Raw genomic sequence first — 23,092 nt, forward strand, 5'->3', positions numbered from 1 at the left:
GGGCTGCTACGCAGCCCTTTCGCGACACAAGGCCGCTCCTACAGAGGCTGACCCGGCCGCGATTTTGATGCTGCTCACAGCCTGCGATGGGCCCAGCACTGCCCGTTTAGAAGCTCAACCCTGTTGGCCGCGTTTGCGGCAGTGAATCATGGCATCGCGAATCATGAAGTTGACCAGCGTCGGCGACACCCCCAGCTCCTTGGCGATGTCTTTCTGCGGCACCCCATGCAGGCGGTACATCTCGAACGCATAGCGGGTGCGCTGGGGCAGCTCGTTGAGCGCTGCGGCGATGTCTTCCAGGGCCGCCAGGTTGATATGCGTGGCTTCCGGGGACGCATTCTGCAACACCACGTTCAAGCCTTCTTCCTCGGTGCCCGAGTACTTGAGCTCCATGGCCTGCTTGCGGTAATGGTCGATGGCCAGGTTACGCACGATCTGGAACAGGTAGCTCAACTGCGCCTTGAACGATGAAGTGATCTGCGGCGCAGCACCCAGCCGGAAGAAAGCGTCCTGCACCACATCCTCGGCACGGGAGCGGCAGCCGGTGATGCGCGCGGCGATCTTCACCAAAATGCTGCGATTGTCGACGAAGGCCTGGAGCAGTGGTGAATCGCACTTACTTGTGGACAGTTGTTCCGCCATGGAATTTTCACCTTGTCTCAGAATGGAAAGGGAGCACATCCGATTCGGAGGCTTCCTACGACGTGCGACAAACTATTCAAGATGATAATGATTGTCAAATGCAGAAGTTAATGATTCTTCATTTGTTTGGTTCTAAGCGAAATGCCATGACGGTTGCAACCGTGTGCGCCTGCCCACGCTTCGGCGAGGGCGTCCTGACCTTCTAATTTCTGCTCCTGCCCATCCGTTCCCTTGTGTACATCCGGCTGCCCATCGCTGCCCGCCCCAGTGGCGCGGCCCGCACGGGCACGACTCACCCAGACACTGGCAGGAACATTCCATGACGGACGCCTTCGAACTCCCGCACTCGCTGGTCCAGGCCCTGGCGCAGCGCGCCGCTCGCACCCCGGAGCGCATTGCCTTGCGCTTTCTGGCCGATGCGCCCAGCGATCAGGCCGTGCTCAGCTACCGGGATCTCGACCAACGCGCGCGCACCATCGCCGCTGCGTTGCAGGCCCGTTGCAGCTTCGGCGACCGCGCCGTACTGCTGTTCCCCAGCGGCCCGGACTATGTGGCGGCGTTCTTCGGCTGCCTGTACGCAGGGGTGATCGCGGTGCCGGCGTATCCGCCAGAGTCTGCGCGCCAGCACCACCAGGAACGCCTGCTGTCGATCATCGACGACGCCGAGCCGCGCCTGCTGCTGACGGTTCAGGCGCTGCATGACAGTTTGCAGGGGCTTGATGCCTTGGCCGGTGACCACGCACCCGGCCTGCTGGTGGTGGACGGCCTCGATGCGGCGTTGGCCGAGCGCTGGCAACAGCCGCAACTGGCAAGCGATGACATTGCCTTTTTGCAGTACACCTCTGGCTCCACCGCGCTGCCCAAGGGCGTGCAGGTCAGCCACGGCAACCTGGTAGCCAACGAACAGCTGATCCGCCACGGCTTTGGCATCGACCTGAACCCTGACGATGTGATCGTCAGCTGGCTGCCGCTGTACCACGACATGGGCCTGATCGGCGGCCTGCTGCAACCCATTTTCAGCGGTGTGCCGTGTGTGCTGATGTCGCCGGGCTACTTCCTCGCCCGCCCGCAACGCTGGCTGCAAGCGATCAGCGAGTACGGCGGCACCATCAGTGGCGGCCCCGACTTTGCCTACCGCCTGTGCAGCGAGCGGGTCAGCGCGGCGGCCATGGCCGGGCTCGACCTGAGCCGCTGGCGCGTCGCCTATTCAGGCTCCGAGCCGATCCGCCAGGACAGCCTGGACACCTTCGCCGAAAAGTTCGCCCCCTGCGGTTTCGCCGCCAGCAGCTTCTTTGCAAGCTACGGCCTGGCCGAAGCCACCTTGTTCGTCAGCGGTAGCCGCCGTGGCCAAGGCATCGGTGCGCTCGAAGTGGACGCCGAGGCGTTTGCCGCCAACCGCGCCGAGCCGGGCTCCGGCAGCGTGTTGATGAGCTGCGGCTACCCGCAGCCAGGGCATGCGTTGCGCATTGTCGAGCCGCAGCAATTACAGGCCCTCGACGACAACCAGGTCGGTGAAGTCTGGGCTGCCGGCCCCAGCATCGCCCATGGCTACTGGCGCAACCCCGAAGCCAGCGCGCGCACTTTCGTGCAGATGGACGGCCAGACCTGGCTGCGCACCGGCGACCTGGGTTTCATGCGCGATGGCGAGGTGTTCGTGACCGGGCGCCTGAAAGACATGCTGATTGTGCGCGGCCAGAACCTCTACCCGCAGGACCTGGAAAAAACCCTCGAGCGCGAAATCGAGCTGCTGCGCAAAGGCCGCGTGGCAGTATTCGCAGTCGATGACCAAGGCGAGGAGGGCATTGGCGTTGCGGTGGAAATCAGCCGCAACGTGCAGAAGGCGCACAGCGCCGAAGCGCTGATCAACACCCTGCGCCGGGTGATTGCCGACGCCTGCCGCCAGGCCCCGGCGGTGGTGCTGCTGCTCAACCCCGGTGCGCTGCCCAAGACATCCAGCGGCAAGTTGCAGCGCTCGGCCTGCCGCCTGCGCATGCACGACCCAAGCCTGGACTGCTATGCGCGTTTCCCGGCCACTGCCCCGGCCCAAAGCCGCGAGCTGGCAGGCGATGCGCTGCAAACCCGCATCGCCGCTGTGTGGCGCGAAGTACTCAAGGTTCAAGCGCTGGCCGCCGACGACCACTTCCTGTTGCTGGGCGGCAACTCCATCGCCGCTACCCAGGTGACTGCGCGGCTGGCTGACGAGCTGGGCATCCCGCTCAGCCTGCGCACCTTGTTCGAGGCCCCGACCCTGGCCGAGTACAGCACTGCCGTAGCGGCCGTTATCGCCGAAGGGGCCAGTGCGGTCGGCAGCATTGCCAGCCAGGGCCGTGACCAGGCACTGGCGCAGTCGCTGGCGCAAAACCGTCTGTGGCTGATGTGGCAACTGGAGTCGCAGTCGGCTGCCTACAACATTCCCGCCGGCCTGCACCTGCGCGGCGAGCTGGATGAAGCCGCCGTGGCTGCCAGCTTCCAGGCCTTGATTACGCGCCACGAATCGCTGCGCACGCTGTTCGATGAAGTCGATGGCCAGGCGCTGCAACGCATTCTGCCGAGCCTGCCGTTCACCCTGCAGCACCAGGACCTCGAAGGCCTGGAGCCGGCTGAGGTGGCCGCGCGCCGTGAGCACGAGGCCCGCCAGCCGTTCGACCTGCGTCAGGGGCCGCTGCTGCGCGTCACCCTGGCCCGCCTTGGCGATGAAGAGCACCAGTTGTGGGTGACCCTGCACCATATCGTCGCCGACGGTTGGTCGCTGAACATTTTGCTAGATGAGTTTGCTCGCCTGTACGTCGCAGGTGGCCAGGCGGCGCAATTGCCCGAGCTGGCCCTAGGCTACGCCGACTACGGCAACTGGCAGCGCGAGTGGCTGGCCGCAGGCGAGGGCGCCCGCCAGCTCGATTACTGGATGGCGCGCCTTGGCGATGACCTGCCGGTGCTCGACCTGTGCACCGACCAGCCGCGTGCCGCGCAGCAACACAACCTTGCGGCACGGCACAGCGTCAAGGTGCCGGCTGCGCTGGCAAGTGCCCTCAAGGGCCTGGCCCGCGACCAGCAGGCCAGCTTGTTCATGGTGTTGCTGGCAGGCCTGCAGGCGCTGCTGCACCGCTACAGCGGCCAGGGCGATATCCGTGTCGGTGTGCCCAACGCCAATCGCCCGCGCCTTGAAACCCAAGGCATGGTGGGCTTCTTCATCAACACCCAGGTGCTGCGCGCTGCGTTGCATGGCCGCCTGCCGTTCGCGCAACTGCTCAGCCAGGTTCGCCAAGCCACGCTCGAGGCCCAGGCCCATCAGGACCTGCCGTTCGAGCAACTAGTCGAGGCGCTGCCGCAGGCCCGTGAACAAGGCCTGTTCCAGGTCATGTTCAACCACCAGCAACGCGACCTTTCGGCGCTGCGCCGCCTGCCTGGGCTGCTTGCCGAGGAACTGCCTTGGCACAGCCGTGAAGCCAAGTTCGACCTGCAACTGCACAGCGAAGAAGACCACCAAGGCCGCATTACGCTGGCCTTCGACTACGCAGCCGGTTTGTTCGAGGCCAATACGGTCAAGCGCCTGGCCGGCCACTTGCTGGCCTTGCTTGAACAGGTCAGCGCCCAGCCGCAACTGGCGGTGGGCGAGGTGCAACTGCTCGATGCCCAGGCCCAGGCACAATTGCTCGCCTGGGGCCAAGCCCCGCAGCCGACCCCCCAGCGGCTGCTGGTCGAGCAGCTCAATGAGCAGGCGCGCCTGACCCCCGAGCGCACTGCACTGGTGTGGCAAGGCGGTCAACTCGACTACGCAACGTTGCACCAGCAAGCCAACCGCCTGGCGCACTACCTGCGTGACAAAGGCGTAGGCCCCGACACCTGCGTTGCTATCGCCCTGGAGCGATCGCCGCAACTGTTGGTCGGCCTGCTGGCCATTCTCAAGGCCGGCGGCGCCTACGTGCCGCTGGACGTCGACTACCCGCCCGAGCGCCTGGCCTACATGCTCGGCGACTGCAAGGCCGCGCTGCTGCTCAGCCACAGCGACCTGCTGCACAGCCTGCCGCAGGTGGCGGGCGTCACGGCCCTGGCGCTTGATCAGTTGCACCTGGAGAGCTGGCCGAGCCAGCCACCGGGGCTGCACTTGCACGGCGACAACCTCGCCTATGTGATCTACACCTCAGGCTCGACCGGCCAGCCCAAAGGCGTGGGCAACACCCACGCAGCCGTTGCCGAGCGGCTGCACTGGATGCAGCAGCAATACGCGCTGGATGACAGCGATGTGCTGATGCAGAAGGCGCCGATCAGCTTCGATGTCTCGGTGTGGGAATGCTTCTGGCCGTTGCTCAACGGCTGCAAGCTGGTGCTGGCCGGCCCTGGCGAGCACCGCGACCCACAGCGCATCGCGCAACTGGTGCAGCAGCACCAGGTGACCACGCTGCACTTCGTGCCGCCGCTGTTGCAGGTCTTTGTGCAGGAGCCGTTGGCAGGCCACTGCAGCAGCCTGCGCCGGCTGTTCTCGGGCGGTGAGGCGCTCAGCGCGGCGCTGCGTGACCGCGTGCTGCAACTGCTGCCGCAGGTGCAGCTGCACAACCGTTACGGCCCGACCGAAACTGCCATCAACGTCACCCACTGGCACTGCCAGGCCACCGACGGCGTGCGTTCACCCATCGGCAACCCCCTGGGCAACGTGCTGTGCCGGGTGCTTGATGAGGAGTTTCAGCTGTCTGCACCGGGTGTGCCGGGTGAGCTGTGCCTGGGCGGCGCGGGCCTGGCCCGAGGCTACCTGGGCCGCCCAGGGCTGACCGCCGAGCGCTTCGTGCCGCAACCCGACGGCAATGGCGCGCGCTTGTATCGCAGTGGCGACCGTGCGCGCTGGCATGTACCCAGCCAATCGCTGGATTACCTCGGGCGCCTCGACCAGCAGGTCAAGGTACGCGGCTTCCGTGTCGAGCCTGAAGAAGTGCAGGCGGTGCTGTTGGCCCAGCCCGGCGTCGAACAAGCGCTGGTGATGATCCACCACGATGCCGTAGGGGCGCAGTTGGTCGGCTATTACAGCGGGGTCGAGCAGAGCACCCACTTGCTTGCCGCCCTTGGCCAGCGCCTGCCGGCTTATATGGTGCCGGCGCAGTTGATCCACCTGGCGCAGATGCCGCTGGGCCCAAGCGGCAAGGTCGAGCGCAATGCACTGCCCGCGCCGGTATGGCAACAACGCGAGCATGTGGCGCCGCAAACCGAGCTGCAGCAGCAGGTGGCGGCGATCTGGTGCGAGGTACTCAACCTGGCTCAGGTCGGCCTGAACGACGACTTCTTTGCCTTGGGCGGCCACTCGCTGCTGGCCACGCAGATCGTCTCGCGTACCCGCCAGGCGGTGGATGTCGACCTGCCGCTCAAGGCCTTGTTCGACGCCAGCGAGCTGGGTGCGTTCTGCGCCGAAGTGGCGCGCCTGCGCGACAGCGGTGCGCGCAACCAGCAAGGTGAGATCGCCCGTGTCGACCGCCGCCAGGCGGTAGCGCTTTCGTATTCGCAACAGCGCATGTGGTTCCTCTGGCAGATGGAACCAGACAGCCCCGCCTATAACGTCGGCGGCATGGCGCGCTTTACCGGGGTGCTGCATGTCGAGGCCTTCGAGCGTGCCTTGCAGGCCCTGCTGGTGCGCCATGAAACCCTGCGCACCACCTTCCCCAGCATCGGCGGCAAGCCTTACCAATGCGTGGCCGATGACGCCAACCTGCAGCTGCAATGGCACGACTTCAGCAGCCTGGGCGCCGAGGCTCGGGGGCTGAGCCTGCAGCAACTGGCCGATGATCAGGCACACCAGCCGTTCGACCTGGAACGTGGGCCGCTGCTGCGCGCCTGTCTGGTCAAGGCCGCTGAGCGCGAGCACTACTTTGTGCTGACCCTGCACCATATCGTCACCGAAGGCTGGGCCATGGACATCTTTGCCCGCGAGCTGGGCGAGCTGTACGAAGCCTTCGTCGATGAGCGCGAATCGCCCTTGGCGCCGCTGCCGGTGCAGTACCTCGATTACAGCGTGTGGCAGCGTCAGTGGCTCGAAGGCGGCGAAGGCGCACGCCAGCTGGCCTACTGGAAAACGCGGCTGGGCGATGAGCACCCGGTGCTGGCGCTACCGACCGACCGCCCACGCCCGCTGGTGCAAAGCCACCGTGGCGGGCTATACCGCTTTGACCTGGACCCTGCGCTGGTCGCACGGGTGCATGCCTTCAACAGCCAGCGCGGCCTGACCCTGTTCATGACCATGACTGCGACCCTGGCAGCCTTGCTGCACCGCTACAGCGGCCAGCGCGACCTGCGTATCGGTGCGCCGGTGGCAGGGCGCGTGCGCCCGGAAAGCGAAGGCCTGATTGGCGCCTTCCTCAACACCCAGGTGCTGCGCTGCGAGCTGGACGGACAGATGAGCGCCGCCGCCTTGCTCGACCAGGTGCGCGGCACGCTGGTCGATGCCCAGTCGCACCAGGACCTGCCGTTCGACCAACTGGTCGAAGCGCTGCAACCACCGCGGTCGAGCGCCTACAACCCGCTGTTCCAGGTGATGTGCAACGTTCAGCGCTGGGCCTTCCAGCAAAGTCGCGAACTGGTCGGCATGCAGGTGGACTACCTGGTCAACGATGCCAGCGCTACCAAGTTCGACTTGTACCTTGAAGTCACCGACCTCGATGGCCGCCTGGGCTGCTGCTTTACCTACAGCCGTGACCTGTTCGACGAGCCGCGCATCGCGCGCATGGCCGAGCATTGGCAGCAGTTGCTGGTGGCGCTGCTGGACAACCCGCAGCAACGTCTGTGCGAACTGCCGATGCTGGCCGAGGCCGAACAGCAGGTGCTGGCCGGCCAGTTGCAGGGCCAGCAGGACTACGAACTGAACAACACCCTGCATGGGCTGTTCGCCGCCCAGGCCCTGCGTACCCCCGAGGCGTTGGCGCTGACCTTCGCCGGGCGCCACCTGAGCTACGCCGAACTCGACCAACAAGCCAACCGCCTGGCCCGCGCCCTGCGCGAGCGCGGCGTCGGCCCGCAAGTGCGGGTAGGCCTTGCGCTTGAGCGTTCGCTGGACATGGTGGTCGGCCTGCTGGCGATTCTCAAGGCCGGCGGCGCCTACGTGCCGCTGGACCCGGAATACCCGCTGGACCGCCTGCGCTACATGATCGAAGACAGCCGCCTGGGCCTGCTGATTGGCCACGGTGCGCTGCTCGACACCCTTGGCGAGCTGCCCAGCGGTGTCGCCACCTGGCGCCTTGAAGCTGATGGCGCAAGTTTGAGTGGCTACAGCGATGCGCCGTTGGACAACCTCAACCTGCCGCAGCACCAGGCGTACCTGATCTACACCTCTGGCTCCACCGGCAAGCCCAAAGGCGTGGTGGTCAGCCACGGTGAGATCGCCATGCATTGCCAGGCGGTGATCGCCGAGTTCGGCATGCGCAGCGACGACTGCGAGCTGCACTTCTATTCCATCAACTTCGACGCTGCCAGCGAGCGCCTGCTGGTGCCGCTGCTGTGCGGCGCCCGCGTGGTGCTGCGCGCCCAGGGCCAGTGGGGTGCCGAGGACATCTGCCAACTGGTGCGCGAGCAGCAGGTGACGGTTGTTGGCTTTACCCCAAGCTACGGCAGCCAGTTGGCCCAGTACCTTGCAGGCCGTGGCGAGCAGTTGCCTGTGCGGCTGGTGATCACCGGTGGCGAGGCGCTGACTGGCGAACACCTGCAACGCATCCGCCAGGCCTTTGCGCCGCAGCAGTTCTTCAATGCCTACGGCCCCACCGAAACCGTGGTCATGCCGCTGGCGTGCCTGGCGCCCGACACGCTGCCTGCTGATGCCGGCAGCGTGCCAATTGGCCGGGTGATCGGTAACCGCAGCGGCTACATTCTCGATGAGGACCTGGCGCTGTTGCCCCAGGGCGGCATCGGTGAGTTGTATGTGGGCGGGGCCGGCCTTGCCCAGGGCTACCACGACCGCCCGGGGCTCAGTGCCGAGCGCTTTGTCGCCGACCCGTTCAGCCGCGACGGCGGGCGGTTGTACCGCACCGGCGACCTGGTGCGCCTGCGCGCCGACGGGCTGGTGGAATACGTTGGCCGCGCCGACCAGCAGGTGAAGATTCGCGGCTTCCGTATCGAGCTGGGCGAAATCGAAAGCCGCCTGCAAGAGCACCCCAGTGTCGATGAGGCCGTGGTGCTGGCGCTGGACCTGCCCGGCGGCAAGCAACTGGTGGGTTACCTGGTGTGCCAACAGGCCGCCGAAGGCAGCCAGGCGCAGGCCGCGCTGCGTGAAGCGGTCAAGGCCGATGCCCGCCAGCACCTGCCTGATTACATGGTGCCGGCGCACCTGGTGCTGTTGAGCAGCCTGCCGCTGATGGGCAATGGCAAGCTCGACCGCCGCGCGCTGCCAGCACCGGACCTTGCGCAGGCGCGCCAGCATTACCATGCCCCGGCCAACGCGCTGGAAGAGCAACTGGCGCAGATCTGGCGCGAGGTGCTGAATGTTTCGCGCATTGGTGTGCAGGACAACTTCTTCGAGCTGGGCGGCGACTCGATCCTGTCCATCCAGGTGGTCAGCCGCGCGCGCCAGCTGGGGCTGCAGTTCACCCCGCGTGACCTGTTCCAGCACCAGACTATCCAGACCCTCGCAGGCGTGGTCACCCACAGCGATGCGCCGGGCGATATCGAGCAGGGGCCGCGCCATGGCAGTACCCGCCTGACGCCGATCCAGCACTGGTTCTTCGAAAACGATGTGCCGCAGCCGCAACACTGGAACCAGGCCGTGCTGCTTGAGATGCGCAAGCCGCTGCAGGCCGAGGCCTTGGAACAGGCGCTGGGCGCATTGGTGCAGCACCATGACAGCCTGGGCCTGCGCTTTGGCCAGGTGCACGGCCGTTGGCAGGGCGAGTACGCCCAGCCGGGCGTTCAGCCGCTGCTGTGGACGGCAACCGTTGCCAGCTTTGCCGACTGCCAGGCGCTGTACACCGATGTCCAGCGCAGCCTCGACCTCAGTGAAGGCCCGCTGCTGCGCGCGTTACTGGTCAGTGACGGGGAGGGCGCCCAGCGCCTGCTGCTGGCCATCCACCACTTGGTGGTGGATGGCGTGTCCTGGCGCGTGCTGCTCGAAGACTTGCAAGCGCTGTACCGCGGCGAAACACTCGCAGCCAAGACCCACAGCATGGGCGATTGGGCTGCGCGCTTGGCCACCTACGCCGGCAGTGACTCGCTGCGCGACGAGCTGGGCTGGTGGGAAACCCAGCTGGGTAACGTGCGCCACGAACTGCCTTGCGATCACCCGCAGGGCGGCAATCTGCACCGGCATGCTCGCACGCTGGCCATCGAGCTTGACGCGCAGCACACCCAGCAGTTGCTGCAACAGGCCCCGGCCGCCTATCACACCCAGGTCAACGACCTGCTGCTGACGGCGCTGGCGCGTACCCTGTGCCGCTGGAGCGGCGATCAGCAGGTGCTGGTGCAACTGGAAGGCCATGGCCGCGACGGGTTGTTCGAAGACATGGACCTGACCCGCAGCGTCGGCTGGTTCACCAATGCCTACCCGCTGAGCCTGACGCCCCAGCTGGGCGATGACGATGCCGCCCGCGCAGCATCGATAAAGTGCATCAAGGAGCAACTGCGCCAGGTGCCGCACAAGGGCCAGGGTTATGGTGTGCTGCGTTATCTGGCCGACGAAGCCGGGCGCGAGCGCATGGCGGCGCTGCCGCAGGCGCGTATCACCTTCAACTACCTTGGCCAGTTCGACCAGCAGTTCGATGCCGCTGCGTTGTTCCAGCCACTGGATGCACCGGCAGGCCTGGCCCACGACCCGGATGCGCCGCTGCCGAACTGGCTCAGCGTCGATGGCCAGGTGTACGGCGGCGCGCTGCAACTGCGGTTCAGCTTCAGCGCCGAGCGTTATCAGCAGGCAACCATTGCCGAGCTGGCCGAGGCCTACCGCCAGGAGCTGGTTGCGCTGGTCGGCCACTGCCTGGCCGAAGGCAACGGCAGCTTCACGCCGTCGGACTTCCCGCTGGCGCAACTGACTCAGGAGCAGATCGACACGCTGCCGATCCCGGCTGCCGAGATCGAGGACGTCTACCCGCTGACGCCCATGCAGGAAGGCCTGCTGCTGCACACCCTGCTTGAACCCGGCACCGGCATTTACTACATGCAGGACCGCTACCGCATCAACAGCGCCCTGGACCCGGAGCGCTTCGCCCAGGCGTGGCAGGCGGTGGTGGCGCGCCACGAGGCGTTGCGCGCATCGTTCAGTTGGAACGCAGGCGAAGCGATGCTGCAGATCATCCATAAACCCGGCAAGACCCAGGTTGACTACCAGGACTGGCGTGGCCTGGACGAAGCCGCGCAAGAGCTGCGCCTGCAAAGCCTGCACAAGCAGGAACGCGAGGCCGGTTTCGAGCTGCTGCGCGAAGCGCCGTTCCATCTGCGCCTGGTGCGTGTTGCCGATGAGCGCTACTGGTTCATGATGAGCAACCACCACATCCTCATCGATGCCTGGTGCCGTTCGCTGCTGATGAACGACTTCTTCGAGCTGTACCAGGCCCTCGGCGAGGGCCGTCAGGCCCAGTTGCCGGTGCCGCCGCGCTACCGTGACTATATTGGCTGGCTGCAACGCCAGGACCTGGGCGAGGCGCGCCAGTGGTGGCAGGACAACCTGGCCGGTTTCGAACGCGCCACGGCAATCCCAAGCGACCGCCCGCTGCGCCATGACCACACTGGCGATGGCATGCTGGTCGGCGATTGCTACACCCGCCTCGACGCCACTGAAGGGGCGCGCCTGCGCGAGTTGGCCCAGGCCCATCAGTTGACCGTCAACACCTTCGCCCAGGCGGCCTGGGCCTTGACCCTGGCACGTTGCAGCGGTGAGCGCGACGTGGTGTTCGGGGTAACGGTGGCCGGGCGGCCAGTGAGCCTGCCGCAGATGCAACGCACGGTCGGGCTGTTCATCAACAGTGTCGCCTTGCGTGTCGAGCTGCCGCAGCCGGGCGAACGACGCAGCGTGCGCCAGTGGCTGCAAGGCTTGCTCGAGCGCAACATGCAACTGCGCGAATACGAGTACCTGCCGCTGGTGGCGATCCAGGAATGCAGCGAGCTGCCCAAGGGCCAGCCGTTGTTCGACAGCCTGTTCGTGTTTGAGAACGCACCGGTTGAAAGCGCTGTGCTCGACCATGCCCAGCACCTTAACGCCAGCTCCGATTCCGGCCGCACCCACACCAACTTCCCGCTGACGGCGGTGTGCTACCCAGGCGATGACCTTGGCCTGCACCTGTCGTTCGACCAGCGTTATTTCGACTATTCCACGGTCGAGCGCCTGCTGGGCGAATTCAAGCGCCTGTTGCTGGCGCTGGTGCAAGGCTTCGACGGCCAGGTCAACGACTTGCCGCTGCTGGGCGCGGACGAGCAGCGTTTCCTGCTCGAAGACTGCAACCGCACCGAGCATGCCTATCCGCTCGAACGCAGCTATGTCGAGCTGTTCGAAGCACAGGTGGCGGCGCACCCCGAGCGCACTGTCGCCCGTTGCGAGCAGGCATCGTTCGATTACGCAGGCCTGAACCTTGCCGCCAACCGCCTCGGCCACGCCTTGATTGCAGCCGGCGTCGGGCTCGACCAGCCGGTGGCATTGCTGGCCGAGCGCGGGCTGGCCTTGCTGGGCATGATCGTCGGTACGTTCAAGGCCGGCGCCGGTTACCTGCCGCTAGACCCGGCACTGCCAGCGGCGCGCCTGCAACGCATCGTCGAGCTCAGCCGCACGCAGGTGCTGGTGTGCACAGCGGCCTGCGCCGAGCAGGCGCGCCAGTTGCTGGATGAAGTGGCTGGCGCGGTACGGCCAAGGCTCTTGGTGTGGGAAGAGGTGCAGGCGAGCAATGTGGCCAGCGCCAACCCCGGCATCTACAGCGCCGCGGATAACCTTGCCTACGTTATCTATACCTCCGGCTCCACCGGCCTGCCCAAAGGGGTGATGGTCGAGCAGCGGGGCATGCTCAACAACCAGTTGAGCAAGCAGCCCTACCTGGCCTTGAGCGAGCGAGACGTCATCGCCCAGACCGCCTCGCAGAGCTTCGATATTTCGGTTTGGCAGTTCCTTGCCGCGCCGCTGTTCGGCGCCACGGTGCAGATCGTGCCTAACGCCATTGCCCACGACCCGCAAGGCCTGCTGGCCCATGTGCAGGCCACCGGCATTACCGTGCTGGAAAGCGTGCCGTCGCTGATCCAGGGCATGCTGGCAAGCGACCATCAGGCGCTGGACGGCCTGCGCTGGATGCTGCCGACCGGCGAGGCGATGCCGCCTGAGCTGGCTGCACAGTGGTTGCAGCGCTACCCCGATATCGGCCTGGTCAATGCCTACGGCCCGGCTGAATGCTCGGACGATGTGGCGTTCTTCCGCGTCGATGCTGCCTCCACCGAAGGCAGCTACTTGCCGATCGGCACCCCGACCGACAACAACCGCCTGTACCTGTTGGGTGAGGACCAGGCGCTGGTGCCGCTGGGCGCGGTCGGTGAGCTGTGCGTCGCCGGCACGGGCGTTGGCCGGGGTTACGTCGGTGACCCGCTGCGTACGGCCCAGGCATTCATTCCGCACCCGTTCGGCGCACCAGGCGAGCGCCTGTACCGCACCGGCGACCTGGCTCGGCGCCGCGTTGACGGGGTGCTGGAATACGTCGGGCGGATCGATCACCAGGTAAAAATTCGCGGCTATCGCATCGAGCTTGGCGAAATCGAAGCGCGCCTGCACGAGCAACCCGAGCTGCTCGATGCAGCGGTGGGCGTGCAGGAGGGTGTCAATGGCAAGCACCTGGTGGGCTACCTGGTAGCGCATCAGGGCATCAACGCCGATTCGGCGCTGCTCGATCAGCTCAAGCAACGGTTGCGTGCGGACTTGCCCGAATACATGGTGCCGTTGCACTGGGGCTGGTTCGAACGCCTGCCGCACAACGCCAACGGCAAGCTGGACCGCAAGGCCCTGCCAGCCATCGACATCGGCGGCCAGCACAGCCAGGCCTACCTGGCGCCGCGCAACGAGCTTGAGCAGACGTTGTCCGGCATCTGGGCCGATGTGCTCAAGGCCGAGCGCGTGGGTGTGCGCGACAACTTCTTCGAGCTTGGCGGGCACTCGCTGCTGGCCACGCAGATTGCCTCACGGGTGCAGAAGGCCCTGGCGTTGAATGTGCCGCTGCGTGCGATGTTCGAGTGCAGCACGGTGGAGGAGTTGGCGGTGTATGTGACCGGGTTGCAGGACAGCGCGCTGGATGAAGACAAGGTGGACCGGTTGAGCGATTTGATGGCGGAGTTGGAGGCGCTGTAGGCGGGGCAGAGCAACACTGAATGCGCCGCGGTCCCTGTAGGAGCGGCCTTGTGTCGCGAAAGGGGCGCGCAGCGGCCCCAGTATTTCGGATGCCAGCAAAATCGCCGGGGCTGCTGCGCAGCCCTTTCGCGACACAAGGCCGCTCCTACAAAGACCGAGCCCGGCCGCGATAGCGCTTATTGGCACTTCGCCACCATGTGCCGCTGATGCCCACGATGCTAATCTGCGCCGCTTCACAGCCCCACCGCGCAAGGACTTGAGCTTTCATGGACGACAGCCTGCACGCCGCCCGTGAGGGCGATCTCATTCTGCACCCGCCGCTGGCCGCCGAACTGGTCAGTGGCCTGGTCGAGGCTGTCGTCTATGGTGTGGCCGTCGCGGCAGTCGGTGCTGCCATCGGCGGCGCAGTCGTCGCCGTGGTGGGTACCGGCGGCGCAGCAACCCTGCTCACCCCTTTGATCGCCGGTGCCATGGTCAGCGCCGCCGCCATGCTGCCGGCTGGCGAAGACAAAAGCATTGGCGAGCATATCAGCGGCTTCAGCGACTGGGTCGGCAACTCGATGTTCCCGCCAGAGCCCTACGGCACGGTCAGCAGCGGCTCCGCCGATACCCGCATCAACGGCAAGCCTGCCGCGCGCGCCGCGGGCATGCCCGGCCCGGCCGGCGCGCAACCCGCCCCCGCAGAAGAGCCGTCCATTCTGGAAAACATCGGCAGTTACGCCATGGTCGCGGCCGGCATGCTGGTGCCCTTCGTGGGCCTTGCCGAGGAAATCCGCAGCATCTTCAACCCCCCGGTGACCACCCCCGCGGCGCCCGGTGCAATAGAGGCGATGCAGGATACAGTCAAGTGCAGCAAGCACCCGCCGGCGCCGGATCAGTTCGTCGCCCAAGGCTCGGACAAGGTCTTCATCAACGGCCAGCCGGCTGCGCGGGTAGGCGACAAGAGCACCTGCGATGGCCCCATCGGCATGACGTTTTCGCCTGATGTGCGTATTGGTGGCGCAACACTCACGGTGCGCGACATTCGCGACGGCAAAAGCGCAGCGGCGAAAATCATCGGCCTGGTGGCCGGCATGCTCTTGACTCGTCGCGGCGGCAAGGCCCGGCCCAAACCCAAGAAAGCGCCCCGGCCGCCCTCGAAAATCCCCCGCTGCAAGGGCCACCCGGTGGTCGTTTCCAGTGGTGCCAAGCTGCTCGACGGTGGCAATGATCTGGACTTCAGCCTGCCGGGCCTGCTGCCCATCGACTGGGCGCGGCGCTACGACAGCAACGACCTGCGTGATGACGGCGTGTTCGGCAAGGGCTGGAGCGTGCCGTTCGAGGTGCGTATCGAGCGGGTCGCCCACCCCGAGGGTGGCGAGTTGTGGGTGTATATCGACGAAGAAGGCATTCGCATCGAACTGGGCCGCCTGCAATTGGGCAGCGCGTTCGTCAGCAGCCTGGACGGCTTGGCCTTTTTCCATCAAGACCACGGCATTACGGTGGTCGAGGACATCTACAGCGGCCAGTACCAGGTGTTCAAGACCGACCCGCACGATGCGCGCCGCTCGCGCCTGGTGCAAGTGGGCGACCGCAACCGTAACCGTATAGAAGTGCTGTACGACGCCGAGGGCCGGCTGCAGTATCTGGCGGACACCTTCGGGCGCACGGCGGTCGAGCTTTGCTATGGGGGCGCGCAGCGGCGCCGGGTCAGCGAGATACGCAGGCTGTACCTGGCCCCCGGCAGCGACTTTGAAGTGCTGCGCCATGAAGTGCTGGTGAGCTACGCACACACGCCTGGCGGGCAACTCTGCGAGGTGCGCGGGCCCGCTGGCGAGGTGTTGCGGCAGTTTGCCTACACAAGCGATGGTTTGATGGCCAGCCAGACGCTGAGCAGTGGCGCACAACTGCACTACCAATGGCAACGCTACGCCACCCAGCCCCGGCCAATGCCGGGTTTGCCGCCGTTGCTCGAACCGCAGCCCGACCATGAATGGCGGGTGGTGCGGCACTGGAGTGATGACGGTGAAGACTATCGCTTCAGCTATGACCTCGCCGCCGGCCACACCGAGGTGGTCGATAGCCTGGGCCGGCGCGAGCATTACCAGTGGGGGCCGCTGCACGAGGTGTTGGCCTATGTCGACCCGCTCGGGCATCGCTGGCAAGAAGAGGTGGTCAACGGCCAACTGCTGGCCAGCATCGACCCGCAAGGTGCCCAATGGCGTTATGGCTACGATGATCTGGGGCGGCTGGTCAGCGTTGAGGACCCGCTGGGGCGTAGCGAGCTGATCCGTTACACCGAGCACTGGGCCTTGCCGTTGCAGGTTACCGACTTCGCCGGGCGCACCCGGCGCTTCAATTACGACCGCAGCGGCAACCTGGTGCGCGATACCGACCCGCTGGGGCGCAGCACGCAACTGGCCTACGACGAGCGCGGTCGCCTGCAACACAGCACAGACCCGCAGGGCAAGGTCCGCCGCCTGCAGTGGAATGACCGGGGCCAGTTGTGCGGCTATCAGGATTGCTCCGAGCGCAGCACGCGCTACGTGTATGACGAGCGCGGCCACTTGAGCGATGTCTACGATGCCAAGGGGGCGCGCACCCGATATCGCTTCGATGCGCGTGGGCACCTGCTTGAATGCGTGCGCCCGGACGGGCGGGTCGACAGCTACCTGGTCGATGCTGGCGGGCGGCTGCTGCGCCATACCGACCCTGCGCAACACGTCACCCAGTGGCAATACGACGCTCGCGGGCGCCTGGCCCGGCGAGTCGATGCCATGGGCTTGAACCTCGGCTTTGCCTGGGACGCCTACGGCCGTTTGCTGCAACTGCAGAACGAAAACGGTGAGCAATACCGCTTTCAATGGGATGCCCGCGACCGTCTGAGCGCCCAGCGCAACCTGGATGGCGGCGGGCAGCGCTACCACTACGATGCTGTCGGCAACCTGATCCAGCGTGACCTGCATCCAGCCAGCACGGTGGAACCGCCGCTTGCTGGCAGCGCGCCTGAGCCGCACGCTGCGGTGCAGAGCCGCCATTACCACTACGACCGCGCCGGTCGCGTGCTGCGCAAGCAGACCGCTGATGGCACTACCGCCTATGTTTACGACCAGGCAGACAACCTGCTGTCGGTCACGTTCACCGGCGTGCAGGGCGAGCCGCAGCGTCTGGCATTCAGCTACGACCTGCTCGGTCAGATGGTCGGCGAAACCTGCGCCGATGGCGAGCTACATTACCAGCACGACGAACTGGGCAACCTGCAAACCCTGACCTTGCCGGATCAGCGGCGCATCAATTACCTGCATTACGGCAGCGGCCATCTGCACCAGATCAACCTCGATGGGCGGCTGATCTGCGACTTCGAGCGCGACGAGCTGCACGCCGAGGTGCTGCGTACCCAGGGGCGCCTGCATACCCGCACCCGCTACGACAGTTGCGGGCGTCTGCTGCAAAAGGCCCTGCACCCTGACGACGCCACGCTTGCAACGCTGCCGCTATTGCAGAAGGACTACCGCTACGACGATGCCGATAACCTGATCGGCGAAGTCCTGACCCAGACCCAGCGGCCTGGCGTGGGCGGCAGTGTCGAACCCTGCGAGGTAATTGGCCGCTTGCAGGCCACCGCGCGGGGGGATGGCAGCCTGCAAGCCACGGTGCGCTACGACCACGGGCCCACCGAGCGCATCCATGGTTTGATCCGCCAGTTGCCTGGCAGCACCCTCACCGAGCACTACAGCTATGACAAGGCCGGGAACCTGCTTGATGGCTTTGGCCAGGGTGGTGCGGCCAGACATAACCGGGTCACCGTGTATCAGGACAAGCGTTACCGGTATGACGCCTTCGGCCGCCTGAGTGAAAAACGCAGCGCCAGCCGCTTGGTTCAGCGCTTCGAATACGACGCCGAACACCGGCTGATCTGCGTCCATCAGCAGCGTGGGCAGATCAGCGAACGGGTCGAGTTCAGCTACGACCCCCTGGGCCGTCGCACCCACAAGCGGCTGTACCGCGAAGGCCATGGGCAGCCGCTGAGCCAGACCACGTTCTGCTGGCAAGGGCTGCGGTTGCTGCAAGAGGTGCAGGACGGCAAGCCGAGCCTCTACCTTTATCGCGACGCCGTCAGCCACGAGCCGTTGGCCCGTATCGACGGCGCACCCGGGCACGAGGCGCTGTATTACTTCCACACCAACCTGGCTGGGCTGCCTGAACAGCTGACCGATGAGCAAGGGCAGAGCGTCTGGCACAGTGACTACCAGGCCTGGGGTAACAGCCGTGAGGAATGGCACGCACCGGGGCAGAACCGCCAGCAGAACCTGAGGTTCCAGGGCCAGTATCTGGACCGCGAGACGGGGCTGCATTACAACACGTTCCGCTTTTATGACCCCGATATCGGGCGCTTTACCCAGCAGGATCCGATTGGCTTGGCGGGTGGCAGCAACCCATACCTCTATGGGCCTAACGCGCTTGCCTGGGTCGACCCGCTTGGGCTTACCGCCGAAGATATCTTCATCCATTACACCAACAAGGCGGGGTTTGAGGGTGTCATGAACAGCGGGGTGCTCAAGGCCAACGCCAGCGGTAAAGTCTATGTCACCGATCTGCTGATGACGCCGGATGATGTCTATCGGGATATTCTCATCAACAACCCCATTCACAAGGGGCGTGGCGACTACGCGGTTATCTTCAAGGTCGATTCGGTACAGAAAACCAATATCAGCCTGTCGAGCAGGCTGGAATATATACATGCCGGGAACCTGAGGTTGAAGGATGTCTTGTTTGCGGGCAAGAACCCCTACTCGACCCTGTCCGGACTGGACTATGAAACGCGCCTGCGCCTGACCGATGTGCAGGTGGCTTCAAGAGGGTGTGATTTATGAATGCCGAGGATGTGCCGATGTTGACGAGGGAAGAGGCTAATGCCTTGATCAAGGCGATTCTGTATTTGAAGTTCGACTGCGCCGATGCGCAGTCACTGACGTATGCGGCAAGCCCGTTGATCAACAGCTCGCTGGATAAGCTCGTGGCGATGCACGGCTATGGGGAGGATTGGGCCAAGGTGTTTGCGGCACTACCGCCAGCCTACACCGAATTGGTAAAGCGCAAAATTGACGCTTCTGAGCAAGATAACGGCAGCGAATATGACGATGAAGTTCGGCAACTGGTAACGGAGTATTCCGTTTACCCCTACACGCTTTGAGAGGGCGGGCCAATTAATGGCGCTGAGCATGGAAAAGTTTGTTCAAGGGCCCACGGACGACTTGGCGTCCGGTTGTGTTTTCAGATTTGCCGGTCAGTGGCCACATGAGGCTTGCGTGGACCTGATGCTGGTCAGCATGCCCGATGACTTCTCTGAATTCGGACTTGTGGTCACCACCGGCCACAAGGCAGGGCTTGTGCTGGTGCGTTTGCCCAAAGAGTGCGAATCAACGCGTTCGCGGGGGGTACGACACGACTGGTTGGTGAACAACTGGAGCAAATGGGTTTACCCGGAGTGCGATGTCGCCGATGTGTGGCTGCTTCGCCGATACGCGGTTCCCGACCTGCCTTGATAACGGCCTGGCCATCGGCCAGGCCTCACGGCTGCTAGCGCTTGCCGAGAATCTCCCCGAGCATCTCCGGGCGCGGGGCCCCTTGCTGGCTTTGCACGTTGCCTTGCTCGTCCTGGTAGAAGATCGCAGGCGTCGCTGCCAGGCCCAGTTCCTCCATCAGCGCCGCATTGCGCTCAAGCTTTTCCTGCACAGCTTGCGGCACCTCGGTGAGCGCCTTGAGCGCGCTGCCCTTGCCGGCCTTTTCGTGGGCCTGCAACGCAGCCGCCGGGTCTTTGGCAGCCAGCAAGGCGGCTGATTTGCCAGGGCTGTCGGGGCGGATGATGCCGACCATGATATGGCGCAACTGCACCTTGCCCGACTCGACCCAAGGCCGCGCCTGTTGCCAGAACATGTTGCAGTACGGGCAGTTCGGGTCGCTGAATACATAGACGATGCGAGCGGCATCAGGCTTGCCGTCGGCGATCCACGCGCTGTTGTGCATTTTTGCCCAGATGGCCTTGCTCATCGGCGCGTAGACCAGCTTTTGCAAAGGCTCGGCGCTCAGGTCCTGGCCGTTCGCGTCGAACAGGCTGCCCACCAGCACGTGCTTGCCGTCGGCGGTCAGGTACAGCGCGATGCCGTTGTTCTGGTACTCGGCGGCATAGCCACGCAGGCCGTCGGGGGCATCGAAACTGCCTTTGATCACCGCGCCCTTGGCTTGCAGTTGCTGGATTGGCTTGGGCAGTTCTTCGGCGTGCAGCAGGGGCGCGGCGAGCAGGGCAACGGTGAGGGGCAGCAGGGCTTTGAAGCGCATGTCAGGGTCCTTGTGGGGCGGGCGAGTTTTCGAACGGCTCCAGGGCGCGGTGCAGGCTGGCCCGGGACAGCTCGCCCAGATGGCTGCCGATCAGGCGGCCGTCGGCGTTGTAGAAAAGCGTGGTGGGCAGGGCCATGGAGCCAACCGTGCGGGCTAGCTCGCCGGTGCCGTCGAACAGCACGTGGGACAGCATCAGGCCGGTGGTGGCCATGAAGGTGCTGACGTTCTCGGGCGTTTCGCCCTGGTTGACGAACAGAAACGTCACATTCGGGTAGTCGTGCTGGGCTTGTTGCAGCACCGGCATTTCGCGTCGGCATGGCGGGCACCAGGTGGCCCAGATATTGATGACCAGCGGGCGGCCTTTGTAGGCGTGCAAGGCAACCGCCTGGCCGCTTTTGTCGCGCAGGCTCAAGGCCGGCAGTTCGGTGCCCTTGCTGTACAGGTGGCTGGCAAAACTTGCCAGCACCCAGAACAACCCGCCGCTGAACAGCGCCCAGCCCAGCGGGCGGCGCAGGCCAGGGCGGCGCCAGCCTTGCCAGGCGGTGGCCAACGCCATGCCCAGCAGGCCGCTCCACAACGAGAAGCCGCCGTCGCGGATGTCGATGATTTCAAGCGGGGCATCGCGGTACATCGGCCAGTAGGCCAGCACGAAGCCTGCGCGGGCGAATAGCACCCCGAGCAGGAACAGGTTGAACAGCGCCGACTCCGGGTTTTCGCCGCCACGCTTGGCCACGCGCCAGCCCACCAGGCTGGCGATACCCAGGGCTGCCAGCAGCAGCAAGTGGTTCAAGGCCATGGTCAGTGGCCCCAGGGTGACGGTGAGCATCAGCCTTGGCTCCTGGTCTGGGCCCAGTGTTGCAGGAAGGTGGCAGCGTCCACTTCACCCGTAATGCGCCGGGCGCGGCGCTCGTCGCCTTCCGGGCCGATCCAGACCAGGCTTGGCGGGCCGGGCACCTGGTAGCGCTGCAGCAAGGCCTTGCTGTCGGGGGCATCCAGGGTGACATCCAGGCGCAGCAGGTGCACGCCATCGAGCGCTGCTTGCACGTCCGCGCGGGCGAAGACTTCGTTCTCCATGACCTTGCAGGCCACGCACCAGTCGGCGTAGTAGTCCACCAGCACCCACTGGCCACGGGCCTTGGCGGCGTCCAGCTCACGCTGCAAGGCGGCGGGAGTGCTGACGGTGGTGAAAGCGTCATGTTTTGCAGCCGATGTTGCAGCGGTGCTGTTGCCTGCGAAAGGTTGCAGTGGCTGCCACAGGTCGTTGCCCCCGGCAGCGGCGCCGATCAGCAACAGGCCGCCCCACAACGCCCCGAGCATTGGCACCACGCGTAGTACGGGGCGGGTGTGCAGGGTAAGCCAGGCGGCCCATGCCAGGGCGATCAGCCAGGCGCCGGCCAGGGCCAACAGCAGCGGCGCTGGCAGCAGGCTGCGCACGGTATACAGCGCCATGGCCAGGAACACGAAGCCGAATACACCCTTGACCGCGTTCATCCAGGCCCCAGGGCGCGGCAGGTAGCGGTTGCCCAGGGTAACCAGCAACAGCAGCGGCAGGCCCATGCCCAGGCCAAGGCTGAACAGCACCAGCGCGCCTTGCAGCACATCCCCGCTCTGCGCGATATACAGCAAGGCGCCCGCCAGCGGCGCCGTCATGCAGGGGCCCAGCAGCAACCCGGACAAGGCTCCAAGCAGCGCCGCACCATACAGGTTGCCGCCACGGGTGCCCTGGCCGGCGCGGTCAAGGCGGTCGCGCAGGGCAGCGGGCAATTGCAGCTCGAAGGCGCCGAACATCGGCAGGGCGAGGGCGACGAACAGCGCAGCCAGGCTGCCGAGCAGCCAGGGTTGCTGCAGCCAGGCCTGCAGGCTGGCGCCGAGCAGCGCGGCGACCACCCCCAGTGCGGCGTACACCAGCGCCATGCTCAGCACATAGACGCCGGCCAGAAGCCAGCCGCGGCGAGCACTGGCGCCGTTGCCCAGTACCAGCCCGGCCAGAATCGGCAGCATCGGCAGTGAACAAGGGGTAAACGCCAGCAGCAGGCCCAGGCCAAAGAATGCCAACAGGCTCCAGGCCAGGCTGGCTTGTTGCAGGCCGCTGGCCAGGGCTTGGTCGCTGGCCTGCTCGGCAGTGGCCGGCGGCTTGCCGCCGAGGTCGATGACCGTGGTTTGTGGTGGGTAGCACAAACCTGCGTCAGCACAGCCTTGCCAGCCCAGGCGCAGCTCGCCTGTGGCGCTGGCGGGGATCAGCAGTTCAAGCTGCTGGCGGTAGACACCGCTGTCGCCGAAGAACTCGTCGTGATGGTTTTCGGCCTCGGGCAACTGCGGCTGCTGGCTGGGTTCGATACCGTCGAACTTGAGGCGTTTCTGATACAGGTAATAACCCTGCTGAATCTGGAAGAACAGACGCATCTGGCCGTCAGGAAGGCGGTCGTGGGTCAGCACGAAGGCTTGCTCGACCGGCAGAAAGTCCGGTTTGACCGCAAACGGGTTGGCCTGCAGGGGGCCTGATAGCAGAAGTGTCAGCAAGATCAGAAAAACACGCATGTCGACGCCTTTGTCACGCTTGGAGTGAGGCCATGCTGGCCGGGGCTTATTAACTGAAGGTTAACCTGTGCTCGCGGCGGGTGTGGCGTTTATACGCGGGACAAGCCTGCTCGCCACAACTATCGCTGGGGCGACTCTATGGTTTTGTGCAAGCTTGTGCAGGCCTCATCGCAGGCAATCGCCAGCTCCCACAGAGGCCATGTTCAACCGCAACCTTGCTGCTTGGACCCAATCCTGTGGGAAATGATAGAGAGTTGTGGCGAGCGGGCTTGCCCCGCGTTGGGCTGCGCAGCAGCCCTGAAAACCCAAGGGGCTGCTGCGCAGCCC

General features: G+C 65.4%; 8 protein-coding genes. 4 read left to right on the top strand and 4 right to left on the bottom strand.

Translation table 11 applies throughout. The features are described 5' to 3' along the window. Positions 1 to 114: 114 nt before the first annotated feature. On the bottom strand, positions 115 to 642 hold the full coding sequence (locus HU720_RS19035) for an RNA polymerase factor sigma-70 (RefSeq protein ID WP_186521763.1): 528 nt from the start codon (positions 640 to 642) through the stop codon (positions 115 to 117). Between the two features lie 319 nt (positions 643 to 961). Between HU720_RS19035 and HU720_RS19040 the strand changes: the two genes are divergently transcribed. The 4 genes from HU720_RS19040 (at position 962) to imm45 (ending at position 19,434) form a co-directional block, all read left to right on the top strand. Further along, positions 962 to 13,909, top strand: coding sequence for a non-ribosomal peptide synthetase (locus HU720_RS19040; protein ID WP_186521765.1), 12,948 nt, complete (start codon positions 962 to 964; stop codon positions 13,907 to 13,909). Positions 13,910 to 14,175: 266 nt separating this feature from the next. Then, on the top strand, positions 14,176 to 18,762 hold the full coding sequence (locus HU720_RS19045) for an RHS repeat-associated core domain-containing protein (RefSeq protein ID WP_186521767.1): 4,587 nt from the start codon (positions 14,176 to 14,178) through the stop codon (positions 18,760 to 18,762). Continuing rightward, complete coding sequence (locus HU720_RS19050; RefSeq protein ID WP_186521769.1) at positions 18,759 to 19,082, top strand: hypothetical protein; 324 nt, start codon at positions 18,759 to 18,761, stop codon at positions 19,080 to 19,082. The genes HU720_RS19045 and HU720_RS19050 overlap by 4 nt, the downstream gene beginning before the upstream one ends. Positions 19,083 to 19,110: 28 nt before the next feature. After that, complete coding sequence (gene imm45, locus HU720_RS19055; RefSeq protein ID WP_186521771.1) at positions 19,111 to 19,434, top strand: Imm45 family immunity protein; 324 nt, start codon at positions 19,111 to 19,113, stop codon at positions 19,432 to 19,434. 34 nt (positions 19,435 to 19,468) lie between these two features. On the opposite strand, the gene dsbG is transcribed toward imm45, so the two are convergent. From dsbG to HU720_RS19070, 3 genes are read right to left on the bottom strand one after another with little or no spacing between them, the layout of a single operon-like run. Further along, a complete protein-coding gene (gene dsbG, locus HU720_RS19060) occupies positions 19,469 to 20,227 on the bottom strand; it encodes a thiol:disulfide interchange protein DsbG (protein ID WP_186521773.1) in 759 nt (252 codons plus the stop codon). A gap of 1 nt (position 20,228) precedes the next feature. Beyond that, a complete protein-coding gene (locus HU720_RS19065; RefSeq protein ID WP_186521775.1) occupies positions 20,229 to 21,053 on the bottom strand; it encodes a TlpA disulfide reductase family protein in 825 nt (274 codons plus the stop codon). Next, positions 21,053 to 22,765, bottom strand: a complete 1,713-nt coding sequence (locus tag HU720_RS19070) for a protein-disulfide reductase DsbD (protein ID WP_186521776.1) — start codon at positions 22,763 to 22,765, stop codon at positions 21,053 to 21,055. The genes HU720_RS19065 and HU720_RS19070 overlap by 1 nt, the downstream gene beginning before the upstream one ends. Between the last annotated feature and the right edge of the window lie 327 nt (positions 22,766 to 23,092).

It is taken from the genome of Pseudomonas sp. SWRI51 (genome assembly GCF_014268825.1).
Classification (GTDB): Bacteria; Pseudomonadota; Gammaproteobacteria; order Pseudomonadales; family Pseudomonadaceae; genus Aquipseudomonas; species Aquipseudomonas farsensis.